This window comes from Novosphingobium sp. AAP83, assembly GCF_001295795.1.
Classification (GTDB): domain Bacteria; phylum Pseudomonadota; class Alphaproteobacteria; order Sphingomonadales; family Sphingomonadaceae; genus Novosphingobium.
Genome location: NZ_LJHY01000023.1, coordinates 60,509 through 87,094, shown reverse-complemented (window position 1 = coordinate 87,094; position 26,586 = coordinate 60,509). Strand labels below are relative to the sequence as shown.

24 protein-coding genes are annotated in these 26,586 nt (G+C 58.3%); 9 read left to right on the top strand and 15 right to left on the bottom strand.

Translation table 11 applies throughout. From position 1 onward, the window contains the following. Positions 1-16 precede the first annotated feature (16 nt). The 3 genes from IP81_RS14055 to IP81_RS14045 are packed head-to-tail and all read right to left on the bottom strand — an operon-like array spanning position 17 to position 4,631. Entirely contained in the window at positions 17-1,600 is a 1,584-nt protein-coding gene (locus IP81_RS14055) for an FAD-binding oxidoreductase (protein ID WP_054108639.1), read from the bottom strand. Further along, on the bottom strand, positions 1,600-2,931 hold the full coding sequence (locus IP81_RS14050) for an MFS transporter (RefSeq protein ID WP_231626809.1): 1,332 nt from the start codon (positions 2,929-2,931) through the stop codon (positions 1,600-1,602). Before IP81_RS14050 ends, IP81_RS14055 begins: the two co-directional genes overlap by 1 nt. Then, positions 2,931-4,631, bottom strand: coding sequence for an alpha/beta fold hydrolase (locus tag IP81_RS14045; RefSeq protein WP_054108637.1), 1,701 nt, complete (start codon positions 4,629-4,631; stop codon positions 2,931-2,933). The genes IP81_RS14050 and IP81_RS14045 overlap by 1 nt, the downstream gene beginning before the upstream one ends. A 123-nt stretch (positions 4,632-4,754) precedes the next feature. Between IP81_RS14045 and IP81_RS14040 the strand changes: the two genes are divergently transcribed. Beyond that, positions 4,755-6,032, top strand: coding sequence for an MFS transporter (locus IP81_RS14040; protein ID WP_157573244.1), 1,278 nt, complete (start codon positions 4,755-4,757; stop codon positions 6,030-6,032). Next, positions 6,029-6,922 (top strand): GntR family transcriptional regulator, encoded by an 894-nt coding sequence (locus tag IP81_RS14035; RefSeq protein ID WP_231626807.1) that lies wholly within the window; start codon positions 6,029-6,031, stop codon positions 6,920-6,922. Before IP81_RS14040 ends, IP81_RS14035 begins: the two co-directional genes overlap by 4 nt. A 9-nt stretch (positions 6,923-6,931) precedes the next feature. On the opposite strand, the gene IP81_RS14030 is transcribed toward IP81_RS14035, so the two are convergent. Continuing rightward, positions 6,932-8,158, bottom strand: a complete 1,227-nt coding sequence (locus IP81_RS14030) for a Xaa-Pro peptidase family protein (protein WP_054108635.1) — start codon at positions 8,156-8,158, stop codon at positions 6,932-6,934. 225 nt (positions 8,159-8,383) lie between these two features. Between IP81_RS14030 and IP81_RS14025 the strand changes: the two genes are divergently transcribed. The 3 genes from IP81_RS14025 to IP81_RS14015 are packed head-to-tail and all read left to right on the top strand — an operon-like array spanning position 8,384 to position 11,421. Beyond that, the gene (locus IP81_RS14025; RefSeq protein ID WP_054108634.1) at positions 8,384-9,694 is read left to right on the top strand and encodes an MFS transporter; all 1,311 of its coding nucleotides are present in this window, start codon (positions 8,384-8,386) and stop codon (positions 9,692-9,694) included. After that, positions 9,691-10,506, top strand: coding sequence for an alpha/beta fold hydrolase (locus IP81_RS14020; RefSeq protein WP_054108633.1), 816 nt, complete (start codon positions 9,691-9,693; stop codon positions 10,504-10,506). The genes IP81_RS14025 and IP81_RS14020 overlap by 4 nt, the downstream gene beginning before the upstream one ends. Positions 10,507-10,524: 18 nt before the next feature. Next, positions 10,525-11,421, top strand: a complete 897-nt coding sequence (locus IP81_RS14015) for a LysR family transcriptional regulator (protein ID WP_157573231.1) — start codon at positions 10,525-10,527, stop codon at positions 11,419-11,421. 5 nt (positions 11,422-11,426) lie between these two features. Here the strand turns inward: IP81_RS14015 and IP81_RS14010 are convergent, their stop codons facing one another. Genes IP81_RS14010 through IP81_RS14000 form a run of 3 tightly spaced genes read right to left on the bottom strand, consistent with a single transcriptional unit; the run spans position 11,427 to position 15,162 of the window. Next, complete coding sequence (locus IP81_RS14010; protein ID WP_157573229.1) at positions 11,427-12,392, bottom strand: alpha/beta fold hydrolase; 966 nt, start codon at positions 12,390-12,392, stop codon at positions 11,427-11,429. After that, positions 12,389-13,738, bottom strand: coding sequence for an LLM class flavin-dependent oxidoreductase (locus tag IP81_RS14005; RefSeq protein WP_197274641.1), 1,350 nt, complete (start codon positions 13,736-13,738; stop codon positions 12,389-12,391). The genes IP81_RS14010 and IP81_RS14005 overlap by 4 nt, the downstream gene beginning before the upstream one ends. A 38-nt stretch (positions 13,739-13,776) precedes the next feature. Next, positions 13,777-15,162, bottom strand: coding sequence for an MFS transporter (locus IP81_RS14000; RefSeq protein WP_197274640.1), 1,386 nt, complete (start codon positions 15,160-15,162; stop codon positions 13,777-13,779). 108 nt (positions 15,163-15,270) lie between these two features. On the opposite strand from IP81_RS14000, the gene IP81_RS13995 reads away from it, so the two are divergent. Together IP81_RS13995 and IP81_RS13990 are read left to right on the top strand one after the other, a co-directional pair. After that, positions 15,271-16,623: an LLM class flavin-dependent oxidoreductase gene (locus tag IP81_RS13995; RefSeq protein WP_054108628.1), complete on the top strand. Its 1,353-nt coding sequence runs from the start codon at positions 15,271-15,273 to the stop codon at positions 16,621-16,623. A 62-nt stretch (positions 16,624-16,685) separates the two neighbouring features. After that, positions 16,686-17,054: a hypothetical protein gene (locus tag IP81_RS13990; protein WP_157573225.1), complete on the top strand. Its 369-nt coding sequence runs from the start codon at positions 16,686-16,688 to the stop codon at positions 17,052-17,054. A 5-nt stretch (positions 17,055-17,059) separates the two neighbouring features. Here IP81_RS13990 and IP81_RS13985 read toward each other — a convergent pair whose 3' ends face one another. From IP81_RS13985 to IP81_RS13970, 4 genes are all read right to left on the bottom strand, one after another. Beyond that, positions 17,060-18,400, bottom strand: coding sequence for an MFS transporter (locus IP81_RS13985; RefSeq protein ID WP_082356173.1), 1,341 nt, complete (start codon positions 18,398-18,400; stop codon positions 17,060-17,062). A 48-nt stretch (positions 18,401-18,448) separates the two neighbouring features. Then, positions 18,449-19,003: a hypothetical protein gene (locus tag IP81_RS13980; protein WP_054108625.1), complete on the bottom strand. Its 555-nt coding sequence runs from the start codon at positions 19,001-19,003 to the stop codon at positions 18,449-18,451. 6 nt (positions 19,004-19,009) lie between these two features. Then, on the bottom strand, positions 19,010-19,867 hold the full coding sequence (locus IP81_RS13975) for a phytanoyl-CoA dioxygenase family protein (protein ID WP_054108624.1): 858 nt from the start codon (positions 19,865-19,867) through the stop codon (positions 19,010-19,012). Between the two features lie 274 nt (positions 19,868-20,141). Further along, a complete protein-coding gene (locus tag IP81_RS13970; RefSeq protein WP_197274639.1) occupies positions 20,142-21,071 on the bottom strand; it encodes a LysR family transcriptional regulator in 930 nt (309 codons plus the stop codon). A gap of 172 nt (positions 21,072-21,243) precedes the next feature. Between IP81_RS13970 and IP81_RS13965 the strand changes: the two genes are divergently transcribed. Both IP81_RS13965 and IP81_RS13960 read left to right on the top strand, forming a co-directional pair. Then, positions 21,244-22,398 carry an LLM class flavin-dependent oxidoreductase gene (locus IP81_RS13965; RefSeq protein ID WP_054108622.1) on the top strand — a complete coding sequence of 385 codons (1,155 nt, stop codon included), beginning with the start codon at positions 21,244-21,246 and terminating at the stop codon, positions 22,396-22,398. Further along, positions 22,373-22,996 carry a cupin domain-containing protein gene (locus tag IP81_RS13960; protein ID WP_054108621.1) on the top strand — a complete coding sequence of 208 codons (624 nt, stop codon included), beginning with the start codon at positions 22,373-22,375 and terminating at the stop codon, positions 22,994-22,996. The genes IP81_RS13965 and IP81_RS13960 overlap by 26 nt, the downstream gene beginning before the upstream one ends. A 56-nt stretch (positions 22,997-23,052) precedes the next feature. Here the strand turns inward: IP81_RS13960 and IP81_RS13955 are convergent, their stop codons facing one another. From IP81_RS13955 to IP81_RS13940, 4 genes are read right to left on the bottom strand one after another with little or no spacing between them, the layout of a single operon-like run. Further along, complete coding sequence (locus IP81_RS13955; RefSeq protein ID WP_054108620.1) at positions 23,053-24,066, bottom strand: NAD(P)-dependent alcohol dehydrogenase; 1,014 nt, start codon at positions 24,064-24,066, stop codon at positions 23,053-23,055. Further along, positions 24,063-24,977: a polysaccharide deacetylase family protein gene (locus IP81_RS13950; RefSeq protein ID WP_054108619.1), complete on the bottom strand. Its 915-nt coding sequence runs from the start codon at positions 24,975-24,977 to the stop codon at positions 24,063-24,065. The genes IP81_RS13955 and IP81_RS13950 overlap by 4 nt, the downstream gene beginning before the upstream one ends. Then, positions 24,974-25,861, bottom strand: coding sequence for a polysaccharide deacetylase family protein (locus IP81_RS13945; RefSeq protein WP_054108618.1), 888 nt, complete (start codon positions 25,859-25,861; stop codon positions 24,974-24,976). The genes IP81_RS13950 and IP81_RS13945 overlap by 4 nt, the downstream gene beginning before the upstream one ends. Next, the gene (locus IP81_RS13940; RefSeq protein ID WP_157573223.1) at positions 25,861-26,541 is read right to left on the bottom strand and encodes an isochorismatase family protein; all 681 of its coding nucleotides are present in this window, start codon (positions 26,539-26,541) and stop codon (positions 25,861-25,863) included. The genes IP81_RS13945 and IP81_RS13940 overlap by 1 nt, the downstream gene beginning before the upstream one ends. Positions 26,542-26,586: the final 45 nt, after the last annotated feature.

Here is a 26,586-nt window from a genome sequence, read left to right as displayed (position 1 = left end):
TTGTTCTTTGAAGAGGTCAGGAGAGTTCAAGTGCGCCGGGGTTCATAACCCCCTTGGGATCGAGCGCGCGCTTTACCGCTTGCAGCAGTGCGAGAGGTGCAGGGCGCATGACGGATGCGTAAGGGTAAGTCCGCCCGATCTGGTTTGATGCCGCGCCGTGTTCTGCAAAAAGGGTGATCAATTCGGCCCGCACCTGCATGACCAGCGCGCGTGCAGCGGGTGCAGAGGGCGGTTCGGTCAGCTTTTTCTGGCCGTTCAGAATATCACGGTGCAGCGGCAGCCAGCTATCGCGCCAGTTAATGACCGGCTCGTAACTGAAAGCATGCGTCCCCATCACCGTCAACAGGCGTGAGACGATGACCCCGGCAGCATCGAGCGCGGGTTTGTGGCGGGCCAGCAACGCCTCGATTGCCTCTGTCAGTCGCAGCGCTTCGCTATGCGGAACTTTGGCATTGAGCGCGATCCAGCGGTCCGCTTCCGGCCCCACCACCATCGTGGACACCGGGTTGAACAGATCGGCGCGGCCTGCGCGCGGGATGGAATCGGGCAGTTCAGCCCCGCCAAAACGGGCGGCGATTTCGCGTGCGGTGGCCATGTCTGCCGCTACGGCAGCGTCGCTGCGGCCGGCCAGCACCAGATGAAGCGAATGGCAGCCATCGGCAATGAACGAACGCCCGGCCACGGCCAGCCTGGCTCCGGCACGCAGACCTTTCAGCAGATCGCCTTCCTGCCCTATCACTTTAGCCAAAACTTTCGCATCGCGTACAAGGTCTGTTGGGCCAGCAAGTGCGATGCGCGTCTTGTCCGGGTCCATCAAATAGGCATCTTCGGCCAGATCACTGCGCGACACTTCGCACAGGGCCGCAATGCCGCTTGCCTGATCGGCAAAGCCAAAAGACAGATAGCCACTGGCCTTGGGAGCGCGGATCAGGCGCAGGCTTACGCGCGCTTTTATACCCAACGCCCCTGCGTCGTGCACGAACAGGCCGGTAAGGTCGGGCCCAAAAGTACGCATGAACGGTTTGGGCGCGCGCCGCACACTCTGCTGTCCGGTGTGCAGCAAAGTGCCATCGGCCAGCACCACTTCCATGCCAATGACAGCTTCGGCAGCAGAGACGTGGCGCGCGGTGCCAAGAAACAGGGCACCATTCGAAAGTCCGCCACCAACGGTAGCCCGTGCGCCAGAAAATGTGCCGAAGAATGGCAAACGCAGCCCAAGCGGTTTGAGCGCTTCATGTATCTGCCGCCATGTCGTTCCCGCTTCCACGGTGACGATCATGTCTTCTTCACTGATGGATATGATCCGGTTCAACTTTGCCAGATCGATGGCCACAAAGCTTTTGTTTGCGATCGTATAACCGCCCACATACGTCAAACCGCCGCCACGCGGTGCCATCGCAATGCCTTCTGCACCAAGAAGCGCAACGGCCTGTGTCAAGTCTTCGACGCTGGTCGGGCGCACTACGGCAATGCATGGCGCGCCTTCGTCCAGCAGGTCCGATCCGTGCAGTGATAGACTGTCGCAGTCGGTCAACAGGCCATTTTGGCCAAGAATGGCGTGCAGATCGCCCAATAAGCCTTGGGTTAGAGTTTCGCTCATCAAGCCTGCGTCGCGGCCAGTTCGGCTGACGCTTCACGGAAGCTGCGGCGGCTGGCCATCAGGATCAGAAACGCAGCGAGGCCGCAGCAAAAGAACACCGTACCAAGCGCCTGTGCGATGCCGGTGGGGCTGGTGAACACGGTATCGGACAAATAGCCCACAATGAAGTTGCCCGCCGTCAGTGCGACCAGACCCGATGCGATGGTCTGCAATGCCATGACTTGCGCCCGCAGCGCGTTGGGGGTGATCTGGGCAAAGCCGGTATAAACCGCCGACGTGTTCCAGTTGAGGAACAGTGCGTTGAGGCCATATCCCACCAGCGCAAGATTGCCGGTGGGCGCAAGGCAGGCAGCCGTACCGAACACGACCATCGACAGCGCGCAGCCCATCGCGCACAGGATCGGTGCGTCGGTATATCCGCGCTTATTGAGCCAAGCCATCACCCAGCCGCTGTTCACTGCCGCGAAGATCGAAATGGGCAGGCCAACCAGCCCCAGAGTCTTGCCAGTTTCTGCCGCGCTCCAACCGTGCGCGCGGATGAACAGCGCTGGGAACCATCCAATAATGGCGTAAACGCAAACAAGGTTCAGCACTGCGCCCAACATGAAGAGGCCGAACGCGCCAGGCCGCTTGATAAACAAGCGCATTACCGGCCTCAAACTGATGGGTTCGGTCGCAATTGCGCCACCCTGCCGTGCAGGTTCGCGCGCGGTCAGAATTAGCACCAGCGCAAGAAGTAGCCCTGGTGCGCCGCACAGCACGAACACCATCTGCCAAGGTTGCATTGAGCCGAAAAGGCCTGGCATCCCAGCAATCAGCTTCTCCGACCAGTCGAGAAAAAGGCCTCCCATCGCCATGGCCGCTGCCGTTCCCAGCGAACTGCCGGTAACGAATATGCCATAGGCCTTTGGCCGGATATTGGGGGTGAAATAGTCAGCGATAAGCGAAGTTGCGACAGGCACCAGCGCCGCTTCGCCCACACCCACCAGCATCCGCGCAATAAACAGTTCCTGGAAGTTGGTGGCAAAGGAGCAACCGATTGTTGCGGCACTCCACAAGGCCAGCCCGCCGAATAGCAGCGTCACGCGGCGACGCCGGTCAGAAAGCATCCCAAGCGGCAGGCCCAGCATGCTGTAGACAATGCTGAATGCCATGCCTTGCAAAAGGCCGAACTGGGTGTCGTCTATTTTCAGAGACTGTTGCAGCGGTTCGATCAGAAGCGCGATGGAAACACGGTCAAGGATTGCCAGCGCATAGGCGAGCGTTAGCAGAGATAGGACATACCAGGCATAGGATTGCCGGGGCCATGTTGTGGGGGCTGCAATGCTCACTATCCGATGATCTCTCCAAACGCGCTTGAACCTACTTTTTGCAGAGCAAGTGCTAGTGCCTGTGCTGCGTTGTCTAGTCTCTGCTGCGCAATAAATGCCGTCCCGTTTGGCAAGAGATCGAGAAGCGATGCTGCGCCAGCCATTGCGGGATCATGTCCGACGGCTACCAGTGTTGGCACATTTACGGCCTGCCATGTCGAGGGATCATGCGCAGCGAGGGCTGCTGCAACCGGTTGGGCATAGTTTGTCCGCTGCTTGAGCATTCCGGTCAGCGCGCGATGCAATTCCGAAGCCTCTGGCACGTCTGGTGCAGGGCGAGCTGACGAGGGTCGGGCATCGAACCAAGGCCATTGCACTGCGCTGTCACGGAGCATGTGCCAGAAGCTATGGAGGTGCGATCCGGCCAGCGCATCGAAAGCGACAGGCGGGCACAGCGTTTCCAACGAAGGTGGATCGAATGAAGGCGCCCCCCATATTGCAAGCGCACGGACCAGACCCTTGTGTCTGGCTACCATGCGCGCGCCGATGGGGGCAGCCAAGCCGATGGCAAGGACATCGCAGGCATCCTCTTCAAGCCGGCCGACCAGTGCTGCAAGCGCAAAGGCTATTTGATCTGCATCCGGCTCGGAAAGGGCATCAGAATCACCGAAGCCGGGAAGGTCGGGTACCAATACTTTGCGGTGTTCTGATAAGGCTTTGGCCCAACAATGCGCCTCGAGCGTGGAAGGTGCGGACAGAACCAGGATGGCCGGCAAATCTGTTTTGACTTTGGCCGGATAGCACTCCCAATGGACATTGCCTTGATCCAGCGAGAGATAGCCCCGCCGGTTTTGCGATAATGGCAAGCTTGCGAGCGCTGGTTTTCTTGGGGCGGGCGATGACAGTGCGTCGCAAATCCACTGCGCCCACTTGTCGCGATCGGGGCCAAGGCGCTGCACCGAAAGCGCAGCGTTTTCGGTGCAGGGCACCTTGTCCAGATGTGGATAAAGCACATCCTCCGTCCGCGCGCCAACCACTGTTGGAATCTTCACGGCCCGTAAATCGTCCAGCGGGTTCCAGCGCATTGCGGCAGTGTAGGCCCCTGCATAGTGCGGTCCGGCGCTGAAGAGGTCGATCCCGTAGTCTTCCAACCACTCGGGCGTTGGAGGTTCCATCGCGATACGGTTCTGCGGGTTTGTGGCGAACCACGGGAACCAGCGCAGCATATCGCGTGTGCGGCTCCATTCTGCGCCCAACCATGCGCCGGTGGCTTCGGGTGCGAAGGGTCGCATATATTTTTGCAAGAAAGCCTCAGAGGCAAGCTGATCGGGAATAGACAGCCCATCAAGGATGAGCTTCGACATCTGCCCTTCGCGCACGGCCAAGGCGAGTGCGATTTTCGCGCTGGTGTGGGTGGCATAGATTGGGGCTTGTTCCAGCCCCAATGCAGTCAGCGCCTTGCCCAGCGCGTGCGCGAAATCAGGTAGCGCCGGTTCTTCCATGTCCAGCGGATCGGAATTACCGTATCCAGCGGTATCAAGGGCGAACACGCAATACCGCGTGGCGAGAACTTGCATGAGTGGCAGGTGCAGCCGCGAAGAGCGGGGAGAATCATGGAGCAGCACCACTGCCGGACCGGCCCCACAGAACCGATAGTGCACAAGACGGCCCGCAGCCTCGACATAGCCGCATTTTACCGTCTTGATAGTGCAAGGGTCCATAGAGTCCGGAAGCTCCTAGTCTATTTGGTATAGTAATATGACTATTACTGTGGCATCCAATATCGCTTGTCCAGTCCCTAAAATCGCACACATCGCGCGCAGACCGTTTGAACAGGAGCTATGATGGCGACACAGACCGGAACACTCGCACCATCTGAAACTAGTGGGCTTCCTGCGCGTGACAGTCGCGCCGGGTGGGTGGTTGTAGTGGCATCGATGGTGGGTTTGGCCATGGGGTTGAGCCCCATACCATTCTACACTATCGGCATGTTTGCGCCCGAATTGCAGCAAGCGTTCGGCTGGAGCTTCGCCTCCTTGATGGGGTCGATCACCGTGCAATCCGTTGTAGTCATGGGCACAGGGCCGATCGCCGGATTTGCGGTGGACCGCTTTGGCGCAAAGCCAGTCGCGTTGATTTCGCTTGTTCTGTTTGGGCTGACCTTCATGAGTCTTGGTCTGAGCAATGGCAACATCTGGGTCTACTACTGCCAGTGGGTGTTAATGTCGGTAGTTGGCGCGGGCACACTGACGGCCACGTGGATGCACACTGTCAACGGCTGGTTCGAAAAGCACCGCGGGCTTGCCATAGGGATCGCCAGCACGGGCACCGGAATTACCGGCTTTCTTGTAAAGCCCCTCGCTGCGTGGCTGATCGGCACTTATGGTTGGCGCACCGCGTTTTTCGTGATTGGCGCCTTGCCCATTTTGATCGGTGTGCCGGTGATCGCCATGCTGTTTCGTGAACGGCTTGCAGGGCCAGCCGCAAGAGTTTCCGCGATGTTGGCGCAGCCTGTGATAGAAGCGGGAATGACCCTGCGTGAGGCGTTGAGGGATCGCCGATTCTGGATCATGACTTTCGCCTTTTTGCTCATTGCCTTTGCACTGACCGCACCGACGCCCAATCTTGAAAACATTCTGCGCACGCAGCGCTTTACCCTGCCAGAAATTGGCGCGATCACGGCCGGTTTCGGGCTATCGGTGATTGCGGGCCGGGTTGCCGGGGGCTGGCTGCTGGACAGGTATTGGGCACCTGGCTGTGCAATGGCGATTTTGCTTTTGCCTGCCATCGGCAGCTTCCTGCTTTCGCGTCCTGAAATCGGCACCTCGCAGGCAGTAATCGCAGTGATAACGCTGGGTCTCGGCGCGGGGTTCGAGTTTGATCTGCTTGCCTATTTGATTGCCCGCTATTTCGGTCGCCGCGCTTATGGCACGATCTACGGCAGCTTCTACACGGTAATAGCGTTCGGCGGCGGCATGGGGCCGGTGGTTTATGGCAGGGTGTTCGATGCCACCGGACGTTACGACATGGCTTTGGCCACTGGTGTCGGCTGCCTTCTCGTTGGCGGAGTTTCGCTGCTGGCGATGGGCCGATACCCCTCTTGGGATGGGGAAGAGTCGTGAGCTGCCTCGGGGAAGCAGCCGGTTTTGGTTATGTTTTCAGCCGAAGTGCTACTGGCACCGGCTTGACTAAACCCGATCAAGACCTGAATAGCGGCGTATTGTCTGATCGAGATGCCGTCGGCTTCATGACGGTTTCGGCCAGCCGGGGAGAGATCGTGCTAGATCGCCAAGGAGCCGTTCCGCTTTATCACCAGATTTACCTGAGTTTGCGCGATGAAATCCTGTGCGGGCAACGCCCCTATGGCAGCGCCTTGCCGACCGAGCAGGAATTGTCCGCCATTTTTGATGTCTCGCGAATTACAGCGCGGCGTGTCCTGAACGATCTGGCCAACGAACATTACGTTGAACGTCGACGCCGTATTGGCACACGGGTGATTTTCAAATCTCCCGCGGCCCCGCTCGAGGCGAATCTTGATCAGGCATTGGATTCGTTAATGGCGTTGGGCGAGGGAACCACCGTCAACGTTATCTCGGTGGAAAAGCGCGCTGCAACCGATATCATCGCAAATGCGCTGGGTATCGAAGAAGGTGCCGAAGTCATCCGGGCAGTCAGGGTGCGGTGCCTGGAAGGCATTCCCATCGGTTACATTGTCAGTTACGTTCGGGGTGAACTGCACACGGTCATCTCCGAAGCCACGCTGTCTTCTGCTCCGTTGCTAAAGTTGCTGGATGATGCCGGTTTCCATGCCACGCGCGCTGAACAGACGATCGGTGCAATGCTGGCCGACCCCTCTTTGGTTCAAGCGTTGAATGTCGAACCTATGTCTGCGATATTGCGCATCACCCGCACAGTTCATGACAAGAACAATGTTCCTTTTCTCCGGACCTATGCGCACTATCGATCCGACCGGTTCAATATCAGGATGGACCTGCACAATCCCCGGGTTTAGCGTACCGGACTAGATCCTCAGGAAAGGATCCGCGCGGTCGTTCAATGGTTCGCAGCCTGAATCAGTGATCAGCCACAAGTCCTCCAAATGGACGTTTCCGGCGGCGTCAAGATGCAGCACCGGGCAATCGATGCTCAATACCATATCCTTTTCGATTGTATGGTCGGCCTTTTTGAAGTGCAGGCTATCGCCGTCGTAAGCTTCGTCAGTGTGGAAAAGGCCGACGCTGTGTGCGGCGCAGGGAATGACCATGTCATAGCCGGCGCTGGCAACAGCCTCTTGTCCGATCCTGCGCACATCGGAGTATTTCAGGCCCGGACGCAGCGCAACCCCGATTGCATCATTGGCGCAACGGGCCGCATCGACCATGCGCCGGATGATCGGATCGGGCTCACCAACGAACACCGTACGTCCGAAATCGCCATGGTAGCCTGCATAGTGGCTGACAGCGTCGATCTGGAAGCTGCGGCCGTCATGTATCACACCGTCGCGGTTGCGCATCGTTGTGCTGTCGGTTGAGAGGAACATCGGCACACCACCGCGGCGCCCAGTTTCGGCAAAGAATGCGCGGGCCATGTCCTGATAGGTATCTCCAGCCTTCATAGACATGATTGCCGTGCGCGCGGCCTCAGCATTGTTGTGTGCCGCATGGCGCATAAGTGCGATTTCGAACGGTGATTTGATCATGCGGATACGCCGCAGCAAAGGTTCTGCCGGGCAAAAAACCGATCGGCCATTGAGGATTCCTGCAACCAGCGTAGATTCGGTGGCCAATGTGCCTGTGATTGCGGCGACGGCGTGATTCAGTGCAGCCGCAGCATTGGGAAAAGTGCCATTGCGATCCAGCACTTCGAGCGTGGTATCTCGTGTCAGATGGTCCATCGGATCGGGGGTGCCCCCTTGCGCGTGCGGCAAGAAGATTGGCGGTGTCGCTCCTCCTTCCAACCCGTGCGGGGCCGTATACAGCAGAATATCGAGCGGGCCACCGGGAGCGGGCGCTTCAAGATCGTGCAGGTAGTGCAAGAACTGGCTGGTGATGAGAGTAACGGATGAATTTTTATTGGCGGGCACGATGGCAAAAGCCGCGCCATCCTGCCCCATGGCGACCGACTGCGGCCAATATCCCGTTGCCTGATAAATGCTGGTCTTGTCGGTCAATACCAGTGCAGAAACGCCCATTGCGCTTAACACCCGCTCCGCCACGGTCCGGTTTATCAGCGGCTGAAGCTTGGTCATGGGCGTAGGCTTCCACTAAAGCAGAAAAGTTGCAGACCTGTAGGAAGCATCTGCGGCTTGCCCGCGCCAATCAGTAATTCTTAGAGGCGATAAGGGCTTCCGACTTTTCTGAAAGCGGGATCAGGGCGAGTGGTTTTGTCACAATCCGGCAGGTGGACACGTAATCAAAAGGCGGGATTGCGGACGGGCGTCATGTCAGGGTGCATCCCGCACGGGGAGAATACCATGGATTCCAAAACCCATGACCATGCTGGCCGCGCATGGCTTACGGTCATTACGCTATTTCTGGCGCAGATTGTCTCTACGATCGACAGGGGAATGCTGGCGCTTGTTATCGATCCCGTGCGGACAGATCTTGGCATCAGTGAAATGCAGATTGCTCTGCTGCAAGGTTTTGCGTTTTCGATTTTTTACGTAACTGTCGGTCTGCCGCTTGGTGCGGTGGCCGATGCTGTCAACCGCCGAAAGCTGCTTCTGGCAGGCATCGCCGTCTGGAGCACGGCGACCGTGGCTGGAGGCTTTGCCGAAGGGTTCGGGTCCATGTTCGCATCGCGCCTTTTCATCGGCGTGGGCGAAGCGGTTCTGGGGCCATGCGCCGTTACCATGATAAGCGACTTGTTCCCGCCAGAACGTCGCGGGCGTCCAATGGCGCTATACGTTTTTGGCAGCATGATTGCCTACGGCCTGGGCTCGCTGATCTGCGGGCTGATCCTTGATCTTGCACCGCAGGGCGCGTTTGCCGGACTGCCGTTTATCGGCCAGCTTGCGCCATGGCGGATCGCTTTCGTGCTGGTCGGTACAAGCGGTGTAGTTTTGTTGGCATTGCTAGCAACATTGCGGGAACCTGCGCGAACCACGCCCACCGCACGCCCCGATGGCACAAAGCTGTCTTTCGGACAGGGCCTGCGCACGATGGGCCGCGAATGCCATGTGTTTCTGCCATACTACATGGCGTTAGCGTTGTTTGCAGTAGGGGGAGTAGTGGCGACTGGTTGGGGTGCAGTGTTTCTGACCCGCACTTTTGGCTATGCAATCGGTGCGGCAGGAAAGTCGCTTGGCCTTGCCCAAGTACTCTGGGCGATACTGGGTGCGGGGGTAGCCGGCTTCGTGGTTGACAAAGTCCGCAACCGATTTGGCGTGGCCGGTCGGATGCGGCTGGCAGCTGCACTTACCCTGTTCGCGTTACCATCGGCTCTGCCGCAGTTTGCAGGCAACGACACACTGGCCATCGCGATGCTCGGGGAATTGATGTTCGTGATGGCGATCTACGGCTCTACGATGCTGTCTGTCCTGTCCGAGATTGCCCCGCCATCGCTACGGGGCTTTGCCGTGGCGCTATATGCCTTTGTGATGACCATGATCGGTGGCACGCTCGGCCCAGTGGCTGTGGCGTGGCTGACCGAGTCGGTCTTTTCCGATCCGCTGGCGGTAGGATGGTCGATGGCAATAGTGGGCGTGACCGCCTTTACCCTGTCTGCGCTGCTGGCCTTTTACGCAGCAGCGCGTGTGCAATCCCTCAAGACGGTGACATTATGACGCAAGTCAAGCGCGGCTATGCCGACAGTCGTTTCGGTCAAGTTCATTATCGGATTGCGCAAGGCGGGGAGGGCACACCGATCCTGTGTCTGCACCAGACCCCCAGCAGCAGTGCAGATTGGTTGCCGGTGATGGCACCTTTGGCGCAGGGACGCACTGTCATTGCACTCGACACGCCGGGCTATGGGATGAGCGATGCTCCGCCAGAGCCTGCCAGCATCGAAGACTTCGCGCAGATTGCCGACCGGTTCATGCATGACATGGCGCAACAGGGTTTGATCCCGTGCGGCGGCTATCATATCATGGGTTTTCACACCGGATCGCTGATTGCCACCGAGCTGGCGCGGGCGTTTCCACAACGAGTCCAGCGCTTGGTACTGTTTGGCTTGGCTGCCTACCCGGCCGATGTGCGTAAGGCCAAGCTTGAAAATCTGTTGCAGGCATTTCCTGTACCGGATGCCAGCCTTGCTCACGTTGAAAAGCTATGGGCGATCATCGGTAGTTTGTCGGACCCGCGCATATCCTTTGAAGAGCGGCACATCAGCATGGCCGAATGCTTGCGGCTGGGTGCGCGCATGCCATGGGGTTATTGCTCGGTCTATCGTTATGACTTCCTTGCCGCCATGGCCCAAGTGGCGCATGATGTGCTGGTTATGAATGCGCAGGATGATCTGTGGGAAGTGACCCGCGCAACGTCACACCTTTTCCGCAACGGCAAGCGGATGGATATGGCAGGCGTGAAGCATGGCGTCCTGAAGCTAGAGCAAGACCGGGTGGTTGATGCAGTGGAAATGTTCCTTCAGCCTTCTTGATATGGAGGGCGAGTTCACGTGAATCTTGTCCAACTCAAACGGATGATCGCTATTTATGAGTGTGGCAGCCTGCGTAAGGCGGCCGCAACCATCGGCATAACCCAACCGGCGCTGACCCTCAGCATCAAGCAATTGGAAGAGGAATTCAACGCCAGCCTTTTTGAGCGCGGCCCATCGGGTGTGCGGCCCACAGCCATGTGCGAAAGGCTGGTGGCGCGGGCGCGGCTGATGCTGGCCGAAGAGCGCCGGATTGTGCACGAACTGACCGAAGCAAACCGGCAACCGCGTCTCGCTCTGGGCGTTCATCCCGTTCTTGTTTCCGAATGGTTGACGCACACTCTGCGCCGCTTTGTCGACGCCAGTCCACGCATCGATTTGTGGGTCCGCGATGGCTATACCACCCAGCTTATGGACATGCTCTCGGCAGGCGATCTTGATTTTGCGTTCTGCGGTTTTCCGGCCGATTTCAGTGATGAAGCATTTGAATTCGAACCGTTGTTTCGGCGCAACTATGCGATCGTAGCGCGGGCTGATCACGCGATTTTTGCAGGTGCAGGAACCAGTGGTCACACATGGGTGCAATTGAGCGCCTATAACAAGATCGATCCGATGGAGACACGGGAATTCACCGAAATGATCGGACGGTTCGGCTATGGCCAAGATAACAAGATCATCCGCGTATCGTCGGCTACGCTGCACAAGTCGCTGATCGTCGATGGCGGGCTGATCGGCATGATAGCGTGTGAATCTGTGGCCGCCGAACTTATCAAGGGGACACTCATGCGTCTGGAAGGCTCGGAAATTGCCGCACCAACCTTTGGTTTCGTCACGCTGCAGGGGCGTTATGAAACACGCATCATGCGCCAGTTGAAATCGGTGATCCGTGCCAATGCGCAAAGCGCTGGGACCGCCTGAACGGGTCAAGCGCCGGCCAGCAGTTCATTCAGGATACGCGCTGTTTCATCCGGGTTATCTTGCATCACAAACGCGCCGGAATTCTTCACCACAGCGGTTCGTCCGTTGCGCAGAGTTGGTTCAACGACAGACCGGAACTTGTGATAAGCCTTGTCAAATTCCCCATAAACCAGAAGCGTCGGAGACTGAATGCGCGGAATCATGCCGGCAATGTCAGTGATGGCCACGCCCCGTTCGCATGGTTGAATCCACCGCCCTGCAGCAAGGCGGCTCTGGTTGCCTTCAACGCTTATCTTCTGCGGATTTACGATGCCAAAGATCTGGCGCAATTGCTCGGGCGTTGTCGGCAGGGGATCGCCGTTCTTGTCGAACAAGTCCGTCTGCTTGTCATCGACGATGATTTTGATCTGATCAAGTGTGCGCCGCCCGCCCAGCGCCGACGAGATGATCGCCAGCGATTGGATGCGTTCGGGCCAGAACGCGGCAAGTGAAACCGCCACGCATCCGCCCAGCGAGGTCCCGAACAGGTGCACCTTGTCGATGCCCATTTCATCGAGCGCGCCCACCAGCAGCGAAGCAATTTCGCCCAGCGTGAGGATATAGGGGGCGGGGCCATCCCAGCGCGATCCGCCATGACCGGGAAGATCGAACGCGATGATCTGCCGCCCTTTTGCCAGCAGCGGGGCGACGTGGCGCCAATCGGAAAGCCAACCACCCAGCTTGTGCAACAGGACGACAGGGGGCACTGATGGGTTGGGTTCGCCGATTGTGGCATAGTGCAGCACGCCGCCCGCGCGGCGCAAGCTGCCGGTGGCAGTCCAGGCTCCGCGGAGAGGAGTGCCGACGGGCAACGCGGGGCTGCTGGCGCAGGCCGAGGTGCTGATCGCTCCGGCAACCACGGCGCTTGCGGTCAACAGGCCTTTGCCCAAGGTTCGCCGATTGATCATGGCATTGTCGTACTTCGGTTTCATGCCCACATCCTTGGCTCGCGGCCTAGTGCCGGGTTGGCGACAAATGCATTTTCAGGTGTCGGCAGCCCAAGGCTTTCACGCAGACTGCTGCCTTCGTAGTCGGTCTGGAACAGTCCGCGCTTCTGCAGGATCGGAATGACTTGATCGACAAAATCTTCAAGTCCGCCTGGTTGGTAATTGGGGGAAAGCGAAAAGCCGTCGGCTCCGCGTGTGCGAAACCAGTTTTCGCACAGATCGGCGACCTGTTCGGGCGTGCCGGCAAACGAAAAGCTTGCGCGTGAAACGACCACGTGCCGGGCCAGCGCGCCGATAGCCAAGTCTTTTTCGCGTGCCAACTGGATGATCTGCTGCTGCACCCACTTTCCGCCGTTGGTCGCGGGAAGGTCCGGCAACTTGTCATCGGGCGAGAGGTGCGAAAGATCGACGCCCAATTGCAGAGAAAGCGTGCGCAGTGCGAGCGCTTCGGGCACCAGTTCCAGCAATTCGGCCTCGGCCTTGCGCGCTTCTTCTTCTGTGCCGCGCACCATAAGCTGCATCGACGGGATCACTTTGACGTGATCGGGATTGCGTCCAAACGCGGCGGCGCGTGCTTTCATGTCTGCATAGAATTCCTGCCCCACCTCAAGCGATCGTGCGGCAGTGAAAATGAGGTCTGCCGTGCGCGCGGCGAGCCGCCGGCCTGCTTCGGACCCACCTGCCTGCACGATGATCGGGTGTCCTTGCGGCGGGCGCGCTACGTTAAGCGGCCCAGCAACCTTGAAGTGCTTTCCCTGATGGTCCAGCTCATGGACTTTTGCGGGATCGAAATAGCGCGCGGCTTCACGGTCCCGCAGAATTGCGCCATCTTCCCAACTGTCCCACAACGCCTTCACCACATCGACGAATTCTTCGGCCCGGTCATAACGTTCGGCATGGTCCATGTTTATGTCGCGGCCGAAATTGCGGGCTTCGCCATCGCTAGCTGATGTGACGACATTCCACCCTGCGCGCCCCTTGGACAAATGGTCAAGCGAGGCATAGCGACGCGCGATATTGTAGGGTTCGTTATAAGTCGTCGATGCCGTGGCGATCAGGCCTATGTTGCTTGTTACCATTGCCAGAGCCGCCAGGAGCGTGGTTGGCTCAAGTTTCCCGGCATAATCGGTGGCCGCAAAGGCATCGCTGCCCGAAATGCTGGGAAAGCCGACAGAGTCGCCGGAGAAATAGCAGTGCATTTTACCGCGTTCGGCAACTTGGGCGAGATGGGCGTAATGTGCAAAGTCGTGCAGATCAGCCACCGGCGCGCCTGGCCATCGCCATCCGCCGGGATGCGCGCCGCTGTTGTGAATGAAGGTGGCAAGTATCATTTTGGCGCCGTTTGAAGGCATGAATTCTGCTCCGGATTCTATGATTGGCTGGATTGGACCACGTGCGCCAGTTCACCATCGGGATCGGCGGCGCGGAAGGCCCGGAAGGCGGTGATGAAACACAAGGATGCGAGCGCCAAACAGGGCAGCACCACACCAACGAACGACCATGCAATAAGCGCTTCATCGCCCAGAACGTGTTGTGAAACATACGCGATAAGCAGCGGTCCACCGGCACCGGCGGGCAGCGCTGCAACTACGCTGAGCAAGGCATAAGTGAACCCGCGCATGTCGCCCGGCGCAATATCTTGCACTGTGGCATTCATGGCCACGTTCAGCATCGGTGCGGTCAGGCTGATGGTAGCAAGGCAGGTTATTGCTGCCATCAGTCCCGGTGCGAGACCGGCCAATCCGGCAGGCAGGGCAAGCAGCGGTAGTCCCGCCATCACCAGCAACCGCCCGCCGCGCCGTGTGCCAAACGCTGAATCGGCCACAATACCACCAAGAAAATACCCGCTTACGCCTGCGATCAGCATTCCAAGGCCCAGTGCATTGGCGATCTGGGGCAGTGTGAGTGCGAAGGTTCGCATCAGCAGCGGTGCGGTCCAGGCGGTGACCCCGACAAAAGCGATGTAGTACAGGCAGAAGCCGCCAAAAAGCGGGAACACGATAGCACGTTGCCGTCGCAGGTAAGCAAGCTTCGCACTCAGGGGCCTTGACACCGGTGCCCCATCCACCCGCCCGCGTCTTGCCGGTTCTTGCACTGTGAAGAACAACAGCCCCACCACCGGACCCGCCAGGCCACACAGTAGGAATGCGATGCGCCAGGATGCGATATCCCCCAAACCGGGCAGGACGAGATGCAGGTCGGCCGCGATGATCTTGCCTGGAATGATCGAAGACAGAGCCGTGCCGATGGACGCGCCGATGAGGTATGCGCTGATCGCGCGGCCTCTGCGCGATGGTGGGAACATATCCGCAATTAGGGATAGCGCGGCAGGAGCAACGGCTGCCTCCCCCACGCCAACGATGGCACGCAGTACAAAAAATGTCGCGAAATCAGGGGCAAGTCCGCCAAGCGCCGTAGAAAGGCTCCAGACGATGATCGCCCAACCAAGAATTTTCTTGCGTACGTGGCGATCAATCAACGAGCCCAGCCAAAGCCCGCAAATGCCGCTTAGAACCGAATAGGCAAGCCCCATCAGCAGGCCCATCTGAATGTCGTCGATGCCAAGGTCTGCCTTGATAGGTTCTGCCAACACACCAACGATGGCTTTGTCTATGCTGTAGAAATTGGCTGCAAGGAACAGCAGCAGCATCGGCCACAGATTTTTGCGTATCGGTGGGTATGTGGCTTGGGCCGGCATGCGCAATTGGCCCTCCATAGAGGCTTGGGTCACCATGTTGGGTATCAAGACTGCCATCTGCACCATAATCAATTTGGCTTATCGCCTTCATGGATTCCTGATTGGCGCAAGGAAACAAGGTGTGCTTGGACAAGGGAAATTGCTCCTCAGAGCTTGGATAGTACGATGAAATTGCTTGCCTTCATGATGCAGACCGGTGGCCATATCGCGGGCTGGCGGCATCCGCGGGCTGCAAACAACGCGTTATGTGATATCGATTATTTCCGCAGGCTTGGCCAAACGGCAGAGCGCGGGCTGTTCGATGGCGTGTTCCTCGCCGACTACGTTGGCTATCATCCTGTGAAAGGCGCAGAGATTTTTGCAGGGCTTGAAACGCCCAAGCTTGATCCACTGGTTGTGTTATCGACTATTGCGGCTGTGACCAGCAATCTGGGTCTGATCGGTACGGCTTCTACCAGCTATTCGCATCCTTATGATCTTGCCCGCCGGTTCGCCTCGCTCGATCATCTTAGTGAGGGTCGCGCTGGGTGGAATATCGTAACCTCGACGATGGAGAACGAGGCGCACAATTATGGCCGCCCAGCGCATCTTGAGCATGCTGAACGCTACGCGCGGGCAGACGAATTTGTAAATGTGGCAAGGCGATTGTGGGACAGTTGGCAGGAAGGCGCGGTGCTGGCGGACAAGGCCAGCGGGCGCTACACCGATCCTGCGCGAATAACTGCTGTAAATCACGCGGGCGAACATTTCCGCATTGCCGGGCCTTTGACTGTGCCGCGCCCACCACAGGGGCATCCCGTACTTGTGCAGGCAGGCGCGTCGGCCACAGGTCAGCGCTTTGCAGCTGTGAATGCCGAAGTGATTTTTACCTCGCACCCAACCATCGAAACGGCCAAAATGTTCCGGCTGGCCATGCATGCGCAACTGGCAGAGGTTGGCCGCGCCCCTGCAAGCCTCAAGGTCATGCCAGCGATTACGCCGATCATCGGTGACACCAAGCAAGCTGCACAGGATTTGCAGCGCGAACTTGACGGCTTGATTCCCATGCATATCGCAGTGTCGAAGCTTGAGGCGTTGCTTGGCAATATAGACTTGTCCGGGCATGACCCTGATGGCCCTCTTCCGCCACTGCCCGAAGCCGCGCTGGCGGGTCAGAATTCCACGCGCGATCGGGTTCTGGAATTGTCGGTGCGCCAAAACCTCTCGATTCGAGCGTTGGCGCGACAGGTTGCGGCTGGGCGGACGAGCCACACTGTCGTGGGTACAGCCGAGGATGTGGCCCAGACCTTGATTGACTGGGAAACACAGGGGGCTGCGGACGGTTTTGTTATCTCACCGCCGTTTCTGCCGGCCGGCCTTGAAGACTTCGTCGATCAGGTCATACCGATCCTGCAAAAGAGCGGCCATTTCCGCACGGCCTATGAAGGTGCCACCCTACGCGAAAACCTCGGGCTGGCAGTTCCGGAAAACTATTATGAAGCGCATCCCGAAACGCGCATCCAGCCCGAGGTATTCTGATGGTAGCCGCGCCCACTTGGCCCGTTCTGTGCATTTATGCGTTGCCCGATGGAGGCTCGCGTTTGGCTGATCTCACGTTGCCGGTCACGCATAAAGTTACCGCTGCAGACGGTACAGTCCGTTGGGACGGCGTTGCTGCGGCAAGCCAATGGGGGTTGGCCGGAAGCGCGAGCTATTCCAACAACTACGAATGGCACACCAGCGGTCAGGCTGGGCTTTCCATCACATTGCGCGGGCATTGGGAGATCGAGGCGAGCGATGGTACGCGTCGCGCGCTGGCTCCGGGTGATGTGCTGGTCATGCTGGACACCACCGGGCAGGGCCACCGCTCATGGCCACGCGATCAGGGAGATACGATGGTGCTTGGCATGGGGTTTGGCGAAGATGTCGAGCGCGACATCCGTGGGCGGTTGGCGGCCCTGTTGGGCTGACCGCATCAGGCCGTAGCCAGCGGTGCCTCAAACTCTGCATCGTCAGGCAGGCGATAACGCGTCATGATCAGGGTGGCGAGCAACGCGCCAAGCGCGGGCACGATGGCTACACTGGCAAGGATTCCCGTCCTGACTCCGTTTGGTTGGGTTTGCATTCCGCTGCCGATTGCGGACTGAAAGCCGACCCAGGCCATGATCATGCTGAAGGCAAAAGTGCCTACTGCCGAAGTTCCCTTTTCTACCATCACGAATACGCCCGCCAACATGCCAGCGTGGTTCTCACCCTGTGCCCGCCGGGAATAGTCCATCGTATCAGTCAGCACCGTGTAAAGGCCCAGGAATACGCCACCGGTTCCCACTCCAGACATGGCAGCAGCAATGAACACCATCGGAACGGCCGTAGCCGGTGGAATCAGCGCCCAAGTTGTGTAAGCCAGCGTGCAGGCCAAGCCTGCGGTTACCAGCGCGTTGCGCCGCCCGAACCGTGCTGCCAAACGTACCCAAACCACTTGTGAAAGGACCATCAGCGCAGTTTGAACTGCAAAGATCGTGCCCAGAACGCTGTCTGAAACACCCAGAACGTGCCGTGTATAATATGGAATGGCGGAAATGTGGACGGCAAAGCCGATAAAAAGCACAAGCTTGAAGCCCATCAGGCAAAGGAATGGTCGGTTGCTTCGAACAACTGCAAACGTGGCTCCGAATGACGCGTGGGGCTTACGCTCTTCCCGTTCGATCTTCGGGCGTTCCTTTAACAATGTGAATGCCGCGATCCCGCCCAGCGCGATGGCACAGCCCAGGATTATCGCTACAAGACCATGGCCTGCGCGGTCACTGCCGATCTGCCCGAGCAAAAATGGAGCAGCCGACGTCGCTGCGAAGCTACCCAATGATGATCCGTAAACGCTGAAGGTCATCAACCGGGAGCGTTTGTGAAAATCGTCAGTGAGCGTCCGCCCAATGGCAAGGTAGGGGATACGAAACATCGTATAGGCGGTAGAATAGATCAGCAGTGTCAAACCGACGTAAATCCAAAGCGCAGTTCCATCGAGGCTGCCGGGAACGTTGAATAGCAGTACAATCGACAACGCGGCCAGCAGGCCCCCTGCCAGCAAATAGGGCCGGAACTGGCCCAACCGCGTGCGGGTGCGGTCGCTAATGTAACCCATCAACAAGTCGGCAAAGGCATCATAGACTTTGGCAAACACTGTCAGTGCCCCCGCAACGGCTATCGCGATGCCGAGGGAATCTGTCATGAATCGCAAGTGCAGCAGGCCTACCGCGCTAACCAGCGCAGACGATGTGAAAGACCCTATTGTCCAGCCAAGATACGCGCTCTTCTTCATGCACAGGCCTTCTTTAAATAACTGGACTGGAAAAGGGGTTGGCGGGCGCTATTCGCTCCACACCTTGGACAAGTCGGAACTGCCAACTTTGGGGCAACCGTCCTTCGGCAACTGGATTGAGACCATCATCGAACCTTCGGGGCCAGCCCGCGAAATGTGGCCCTTGCCGGTGCAGTCTTCGGCAAAGGCAAGGTCGCCGTGGCGCAGTTCGTACTCTGTGCCGTCATGAAGGCCTATGATCATCGTACCGAAAATGGGGATCAGGAAGGTGGGGTTGTTTGCTACATGAAAGCCAAAGCCCCCGCCCGCCTGCATCGCACCCACCGTCGCCCGTTCGGCATTACGGCGCAGCAGCGTGGCGATTTTGCGACCCTTGGGTTCCACTACGGTAAGTTGTTCTGCCCGGGTAAGCCCGTCTGGTCCGCTATACAGGTGGAACACCCGTTTGATCCAAGGCATTGAATCGCTGGTAGGCTGGAATTCCAGAGGGAACACCGGACCTTCGATAGCGCGCACTTCGTGGGCTTTTGCACCCGACGTGGCGGCCAGCGCCGCCATTAGTCCGCCGCCGATCAGGAAGTTGCGCTTGTTATGGTCTGTCATGGCGGGTCAGGCCGTCTGAGCTTCGCGCCTGGTAAAGGCGCGGGGTTCGGTTTCGGGGCGGGTCCAGATCACCGGCAATTCGGGGCAGGGGGCCGGATGCTCACCTTCGGTCTGGCTTAGCAGATCAAGGCCCTGCACCGGCATCAACCCTTCGCGCGGGCACCAGTAAGCGTCATCCCCGATCATCCTCATGGCAAGGCCAGTGCGTGCCAAATCTTGGGAATCGTTGCCTTTGGAATAGTGTGGAATGTCTACATGGAACAGCACGGCGTCGCCCGGTTCCAGATTCCATGTTTTGAAGGTGAAGGGAAAATCAGGTTTGCCACGTTCGCTCTCGAAATCGGGAAAGCTGAATGTACCATCGCCTGCCGGGCCAAACCGTGATCCAGTCTCAGCGCAGAACTTATGATAGCCAGCCACGAATTCGATCCGTCCGTTCTCCTGCGTGACGGGCGAAAGCGCCACCCACAGGTTGGGGATCATCGTGCCAGTAAAGGGCCACAAGTGGTCCGCATGCCATTGCATGACAGAGGGTGAAAGCGGTGGTTTGAGGAACAGGTGATCGTGAAACATTTGCACCCGATCGGCCCCGATCACGCGGCCCACAATCTCGCCCGCCGGAGAATGGAGCGCGAAATCACGAAAGGCACCGGGGCTGCGAAACAAGTGTGAAATCGAAATCATCGCACCGTGTGATGGCCCTGCCGAGCCATAGGCGGCAGGATCGGCTTGCACTGCCTTGGCCGCTTCCTGCAATCGTGCGATCCATTCTGCATCGAACATCTGGCGCAGGCACACGACGCCATCGCGCGCGTAATCGTCGATATGATCTTGGGTAATGGGATGCAGCGGGCGTTTGTTCATCGAGCGCTCTTCCTTGGGCAATTATAAATGGCAAACCGGTGTGCCGCTTTGACCGCGCAAGTAGAGACGTACCAGACGCAAGCTTTGGGGGCATGTGCCGGTTTTCGTCTTACTGCCGGTGAGCGGTCGCAGGCTATTGCGCTGCAACGGCCACCCTTTTGTGTCGCAGCAAGGTGACTTTCGCCGAGCACCTTGAATAGCGCACTAATTCTGACCGGCGATAAAACTTGTTGATCGCTCGAATCACAGGGGCGATCACCGCAAACGTTCGAGATCACATCGAGCCACCCTGGCGTTGAAGTCCTTTGCGAAAGGTCTGGCGCAGGATCGACATCAGCTTGCGCAGCGAACGGCTTTGGTAGCTGCCGGCCACGGTCATCAACCCCAAGGGTGGAGCATCGATCTGTGTGCCGGGCACCCGTTGCAGGCCTACCCCAGCGACATCGTGTTGCAAAAGATCGTCCGGCAGCATGCCAAGCAACCCGCCATCTTTCACCAGGCTGCAGATCAGTTGCATCGACGATGCGCGGATTATCGCCTTGGCGGGCGTCATCCCGACGCCGCCCAGCATCTTCAGAATATCTTCGCTGTCAGTCTGTTCCATTTGCACATTGTGAACCGCCACTTGCGCCCAATCGTGCGTGCTGACAGGTAATCCTGCGGCCAATTCTGCAAATACCGGATGGTCTTTTGCCGCATAAACCGAATAGGACTGGGCTTGCAGCGGTTCGAAATCGAACTCGGCCTCATGCGAAGTCCGGGCGGCGGGGGCGCAGATTGCGAGGTCCAATGAGCCCTGCCGTAGCCGCTCCTGCAATTGCGCGCTGTATCCGTCCACGATCTGTATGATTACTTCATCGTGAGCCTGCCGGAACTGCGCCAGTGCTTGCACAAAATCGCGATTGGCCAAAATCGGATGCACGCCCAGTTCAATCGTTTGGATGCGGTTGCTGCGTTCGACTTCGGCCAGCAGACGTGCTTGTTCGCTCACAATCAGCCGTGCGCGCATGATCAGGCGTTCGCATGGTTCGGTAGGTGTTATTCCTCGTGGTCCGCGCACGAAGAGCGGCAGGTTCAGGCTCTCTTCCAGTTGCCGGATGCTCCACGTCAAGGCCGGTTGAGAAATGCCGAACACTTTGGCAGCCTTGCGAAAGCTGCCGGCCTCGTAAACCGCAATCAAGCGTTCCAGTTTGGTGATGTTCATGTGGCGATCCCGCACAGCCGCCATATCCATCGGAGCTGCAGGTATATCATCAGCGATCAAGTTGTTTATGCACTGGCGCAGATTTCTTTGGTTACCTGTCGGATTGCGGGGTGGCAGGTTTTGCGCGTCGGCAGGTGCCGGTTTATGCCAATTTGTCCAAGGAGCCCCGGCTATGGCACTGGAAATTCTCGGTGTGCTGCTGCACCGCAATGCGTCCGAGATTACACCGGCCGATGGTGGCCCAGCCTTCGATATCGATATGATCGCAAAGATGGCCCTCGCGTTTGATGAAAACGATTTTGATCGCGTGTTGATCCTGCAGAATTCTTTCGCACCCGATCCGTTTGCCATTGCCGCGCATGTTTCGGCTATCACGCAAAAGCTTGCCTTTATGGTTGCGCATCGCCCTGGCTTTATTGCACCAACGATGGCCGCGCGCATGTTCGCAACGTTAGATCAGCTTAGCTCTGGCCGGGCCGGAGTGCATATCATAACCGGCGCAAATGATCAGGAACTGCAATGTGATGGCGACTTCCATACGAAGGAGGAACGTTATCTTCGCAGCGCTGAATATGTACAGATCATGCGCTCACTGTGGAGCGCAGCAAAGCCGGTTGACCATGCGGGTCAGTGGTATCGCTTCAACAGTGCTCTATCCGAAGTGCGTCCGGTCAATGGTGCAATACCTGTCTACTGGGGCGGTTCATCGCAACTTGCGCTGGAGATGGGCGCGGAAGTTGCGGACGTTTATGCGATTGGCGGGCTGAAACCACTGGCGCAGATGCAAGGTACAGTGACGCAGATCCAGCAAGCTTGGGTACGAACGGGCAGGCCGGTGCGGCTGCAAACGTCGGTCCGTGTTATCCTTGGCGATACAGAGGAGCAGGCTTGGGCGGCGGCGCGTGATGTGGTCGAGGCGCTGCGCGAGACGGGTCTCGAACAGCAGCGAAAGATTGCGGGCAAAGACAGCGATGCAGCAATTGGCACCGCAATGCGCCTTGACCCCAAATTTGCCACTACCAAAGGCGGATCGGGACGCGCGGAACTGGAGGACATCGCTGCTGGCGCAGATACTTCCGACAAACGTCTATGGAATGGCATTACACGCGCCTCGATCGAATTCTCCACGCCGATGCTGCCACCCGCACTTGTCGGCACGGCGGAGCAGGTGGCCGATGCAATGATGGATTATTATCGTATGGGTATCACCGGCTTCCTCATCCGCGGTTTTGATCTTTATGGCGATATTGCCCTGCATGGCAGGGAGTTAATCCCTATGCTGCGGAGCATGGCTGCGCAGCATGACCGCGTTCTACAATCCGCCTGAGGCGAAGGAGGCCCCACAGATGCGTGCTTTTTGGCCACTTTCATTTGTAGCAGTGATCCTGTCCAGTTCTGCATCTTCGCACGAGCCGTGCAAACAATCAGCGCCGTTGCCGGTATCACCCATCTCACCAGATGCGGAGGCGTTTAAGGTCCTCCATCTGTTTGGCGGCGAAGATGGTGAATCTCACTTGGAGATCAAGGAATTGCCACGCACGGGCGGTACGCCGGGGCGCAGCGTGCAAACGCGGCTCTACGCCACCGATGTTGAGATTGGCGACACTTTGCCAGGGGATTTCATTGATTTCCATGGCGTTTCCACGCCGCGCCTGCTGATCGTTCTAGCGGGTCAACTGGAAGTGGGCTTGGGTGATGGTTCGAAGCATGTACTATCCAAGGGTGATATTGTGCTGGCCAATGATGTGACCGGGCGTGGTCACACATCGCGTTTGATCGGGTCCGAACCATTGCGCATCATGACGGTCCGATTGCCAGCAAAGAATAGCTTTGTTCCCAAGCTTGGCTCTTGTCCTGATGGCATGAGCGCGGAGCAATGCGTGAGTAATCGCCTGAAGATTACGACGCCACCAACCCATCCCTGACCGGCTTTCGGCGGCCCCGGCTTCCACAAAAAAGGGAAGCCGGGTCAACCGTCCGATCAACTGACCTTGATCAGCACCTTGCCCAGATGCGAGCCTGACTTTAGGTAGCGGCAGGCGTCAACCGCTTCATCGAATTCGAACACGCGGTCCACAACGGGTGCAAAGCCGGTAGCTTCCATCGCGCGGACCATCCGCGCGAGCATGGCGCGGCTGCCCTCGGCAATTCCCTTCAGCGTGATGTTTTTGCCGATGATGCTGCCGTAATTGGGCAACGGACCATCAGCAGCTCCAACACCGATGATCACGATACGTGCATTTACGGCGCAAGCGTTGATCGATTGTGGAAGAGTGTGCTGGCCACCGGTCTCCACTACGATATCGGCTCCGCGCCCACCGGTCTGGCGCTGGAGTTCTGCGGCCCAATCTGGGCGCGTGGTATAGTTTACGGTGTAATCCCCACCCAGCTTGCGCACTTGTTCCAGTTTCTCATCGCTTGAAGACGTGATGGCCACAAATGCGCCATTGGCCTTGGCAATTTGAAGTGCGGCCATTGCTACGCCGCCTGTTCCAAGTGCAACGACGAGATCGCCTGCGCGCACCTGGCCGACTTCAACAACTGCGTGCCATGCTGTCAGCGTTGCGGCAGCCAGCGGAGCAGCCTTTTCATTGGTGATAACGTCGGGGATCTTGACCAGTGCGGCAGCGGGAACCTTCACGTATTCGGCCATCCAGCCATCAAGGCTGGTTCCAAGGTCAGCGCCGAAATAGCGCATTTCGAAAGGGCCATCGATCCACGAGACGAAGTGCGCCAGCGTCGCACGGTCGCCTATGGCAATGCCAGAAACGCCCTCGCCGACTGATATTACTTCACCAATGCCTTCGGAAAAAGGAATGCGGTCTTCGGCCTTTTTGGCACCATACCGGCCCTCTAAAATCTGTATATCGCGGTTGTTTAGACAAACATAGCGGACCTTCAGAATTGCTTCGCCCGGCCCTGGCACGGGATCGGGGCGGGTCGTCAGGTTGAGGGATTCAAGGCCGGTCTGTGAACCGAGTTCATATGCTTTCACGTGCTGCTCCTAAAGGAATCGAGAATATCGCAACCGCGCGCGAACCAAGTGTCCGGCTTTGCGGCAAGGGTTTCCAGCAGGCGCTCGAATGTATCCATGCGGTAAGGCAACCCGATGATGTACGGTGAAAGGTGCAGGGGCAGGAGGCGTCCGCCGTTTGATCTGGCCTCGTCTGCCAACCAGTCATGCGCGTCGATGATTTGCTCTGCGTAGCTGTCGACCGACTGCTGCTGGACGTTGAGGATCTGCCGGTCTGACAGTTCGTGGTTCAGGGGCAGGTTGATAAGGCCATTATTGAATGCCCATGGCAATTCGTCATTGGCCCAGTCGCAGCAGTATTCGATGCCAGCTTCGATCAGCAGGTCTGTCGTAGCAAAGCTTTGCGAACGGGCGATGGAACACCATCCGCGGGGCGGATGGCCCGCCACGTCGGAAAGTGCAGCGATGCTTTCGCGGATCAGCGCCCGTTCAGCCTCTACCGATAAGGTAGAGGCGATAGTTCCGTTCATGTCGGTGGAATGGGCAATGATTTCGTGGCCAGCGTCCACGATGTCACGGATCACCGAAGGATAGCGCTGCGCAATTGCGCCATTGGCTGCGACCGACACTTTGACGCCTGCTTTGGCAAAGGCATCAAGCAGACGGTAAAACCCGATGCGCGTGCCATATTCGCGTGCGGTGTAGTGGCGGTAATCTGGGTAGGCCGTTTGCATGTGCCCTGGCGCACGGAAGGGCGTGTCCGATGGTGTTATCGGGAACCATTCGAGGCTGACCACGATCCACGTGGCCACGCCCTTGCCATCCGGCCATGCCACTGGTTTGCGCGTGGGCAGCGCGCTGTACGGATACATATCGTGGTCATATCCGGCGCGGCGGTGGGGATATTCGAGATATGCGGGATCAAGGCTCATGCAGCTTCTCCCATTTGCGCTGACCGCCATGCATCGGCAATGTCGCCAGCGCGGGTGATCCATGCGCGGCTATCGGCGGCGATCTGGCGCAATACTTCTTCGAATGCGCCGATACGGTGGGGCTGGCCGATCAGGTAGGAGTGCAGCGGAATGCACATGACTGTGCCGGATGGCTCGTCTGCCAAGCGTTTGAACTGCCGGATCAGCGTCTTGGCATATTCGCGCGGGGACATGTTGTAGATGAAGAAGCCGTAGTGATCGTTGACTTCGAGACTGTAGGGCATGGAAATCAGATCACCGCTGGTGGTGTTCACGCGCTGTGGCTGATCATCATGATAGAGGTCGCAGGTGTAATCCAGCCCATATTCAGCAATCAGATCCAGCGTGCGCGGGGTGTGAGTTAGCGCTGGCGCCAGCCAGCCCCGGATCGTCTGGCCGGTGGCGTCGCGCACTGTGCGGATCGAATCCTCGATGATCGCGCGTTCCTGCGCCTCGTCCATGCCATAGGAATAGCGAGTGTTGTAAATGCCGTGGCTGAAAAATTCCCAGCCCCGTGCATTGGCATCAGCGACCACTTCGGGATGATGCTGGCACAGCGCGACCGACAGGCTGACAGAGCCTGGAAAGCCGTGCTTGCTCATTACTTCGGCCATCCGCCAGTGGCCAACGCGGTTTGCGTGATCGCGGTGGGAATAGCCTACGACATCGGGATGCGGCTTGGCCCATGATTTGCGGTGCGGGTTGGCAGGCGGATCGATCTCGTAATACTCAAGATTGGGCGATACCCAGACCGCCACTTTCTTGTCGCCGGGCCATGCAAACGGTTTGCGCCCACGATAGGGGTTGAATGCATAAAGGCCGGGATCGGCGGCGCCCTCATCCATCAATGCGCCTCCAGCCAATTGATCACGGTCTGCACCGGTTCGACATCGGCATACTTCAACTGCAAGTCGGTCAGATTGGCGAAGTGATAGGATTCATGCTTGTCCGCGCACGTCTCGATCGGCACGATCGTGCGGTAGCCCCGGCTCAGGCTGTCCACCGCCGTGGCGCGGATGCAACCCGAAGTCGATCCGCCGGTGATGACCACAGTATCGACCTTGTGCCACACCAGCAGGCTTTGCAGCGGTGTTTCGAAAAAAGCCGATGGCATACGTTTGGTATAGATCGTGTCGGCCGGGTCGATCTCGCACCGGTCATCAAAGGCGTGGCGGCGGCTCTCGTACTTGATGTTCTGCAAGGAATCAGGCGTATTGGTGCGTGTGCCCCAAACCCCTGCATCGCTTGCATCATCGGCATAGGCCACATGCGTCCAGATCACCGGCATGCCCTTGGCGCGGGCCAGGCGCGAAATGGTGTTGGTATATTCGATCTGGCGCGGATCGGTTTCATAAGCAGTCTTGAATTCATCGATCCGGGTATAGGCGTTCTGGAAATCGACATTCACGATTGCCAACTTTTCGCCAAAGCCGAACTTTGTGCGAGCAGGATTGGCCATGACCTCATCAAAGATCTGACGGGCTGATTTGCCATCGCAAACCATCTTTGTCCCGACTATGTCCATCTTCCAAAACACCTTTCCCAAACATGCCCGAAAAGCAAGGCTGCA

What these genes read in the sequence shown, in the direction of transcription:
- IP81_RS14055 (WP_054108639.1), bottom strand. Translation starts at nt 1,600, where the DNA reads ATGAGCGAAACTCTAACCCAAGGCTTATTGGGCGATCTGCACGCCATT.
- IP81_RS14045 (WP_054108637.1), bottom strand. Translation starts at nt 4,631, where the DNA reads ATGGACCCTTGCACTATCAAGACGGTAAAATGCGGCTATGTCGAGGCT.
- IP81_RS14040 (WP_157573244.1), top strand. Translation starts at nt 4,755, where the DNA reads ATGGCGACACAGACCGGAACACTCGCACCATCTGAAACTAGTGGGCTT.
- IP81_RS14030 (WP_054108635.1), bottom strand. Translation starts at nt 8,158, where the DNA reads ATGACCAAGCTTCAGCCGCTGATAAACCGGACCGTGGCGGAGCGGGTG.
- IP81_RS14025 (WP_054108634.1), top strand. Translation starts at nt 8,384, where the DNA reads ATGGATTCCAAAACCCATGACCATGCTGGCCGCGCATGGCTTACGGTC.
- IP81_RS14020 (WP_054108633.1), top strand. Translation starts at nt 9,691, where the DNA reads ATGACGCAAGTCAAGCGCGGCTATGCCGACAGTCGTTTCGGTCAAGTT.
- IP81_RS14010 (WP_157573229.1), bottom strand. Translation starts at nt 12,392, where the DNA reads ATGAAACCGAAGTACGACAATGCCATGATCAATCGGCGAACCTTGGGC.
- IP81_RS14005 (WP_197274641.1), bottom strand. Translation starts at nt 13,738, where the DNA reads ATGATACTTGCCACCTTCATTCACAACAGCGGCGCGCATCCCGGCGGA.
- IP81_RS14000 (WP_197274640.1), bottom strand. Translation starts at nt 15,162, where the DNA reads ATGGCAGTCTTGATACCCAACATGGTGACCCAAGCCTCTATGGAGGGC.
- IP81_RS13995 (WP_054108628.1), top strand. Translation starts at nt 15,271, where the DNA reads ATGAAATTGCTTGCCTTCATGATGCAGACCGGTGGCCATATCGCGGGC.
- IP81_RS13985 (WP_082356173.1), bottom strand. Translation starts at nt 18,400, where the DNA reads ATGAAGAAGAGCGCGTATCTTGGCTGGACAATAGGGTCTTTCACATCG.
- IP81_RS13980 (WP_054108625.1), bottom strand. Translation starts at nt 19,003, where the DNA reads ATGACAGACCATAACAAGCGCAACTTCCTGATCGGCGGCGGACTAATG.
- IP81_RS13975 (WP_054108624.1), bottom strand. Translation starts at nt 19,867, where the DNA reads ATGAACAAACGCCCGCTGCATCCCATTACCCAAGATCATATCGACGAT.
- IP81_RS13970 (WP_197274639.1), bottom strand. Translation starts at nt 21,071, where the DNA reads ATGAACATCACCAAACTGGAACGCTTGATTGCGGTTTACGAGGCCGGC.
- IP81_RS13965 (WP_054108622.1), top strand. Translation starts at nt 21,244, where the DNA reads ATGGCACTGGAAATTCTCGGTGTGCTGCTGCACCGCAATGCGTCCGAG.
- IP81_RS13960 (WP_054108621.1), top strand. Translation starts at nt 22,373, where the DNA reads ATGACCGCGTTCTACAATCCGCCTGAGGCGAAGGAGGCCCCACAGATG.
- IP81_RS13950 (WP_054108619.1), bottom strand. Translation starts at nt 24,977, where the DNA reads ATGAGCCTTGATCCCGCATATCTCGAATATCCCCACCGCCGCGCCGGA.
- IP81_RS13945 (WP_054108618.1), bottom strand. Translation starts at nt 25,861, where the DNA reads ATGGATGAGGGCGCCGCCGATCCCGGCCTTTATGCATTCAACCCCTAT.
- IP81_RS13940 (WP_157573223.1), bottom strand. Translation starts at nt 26,541, where the DNA reads ATGGACATAGTCGGGACAAAGATGGTTTGCGATGGCAAATCAGCCCGT.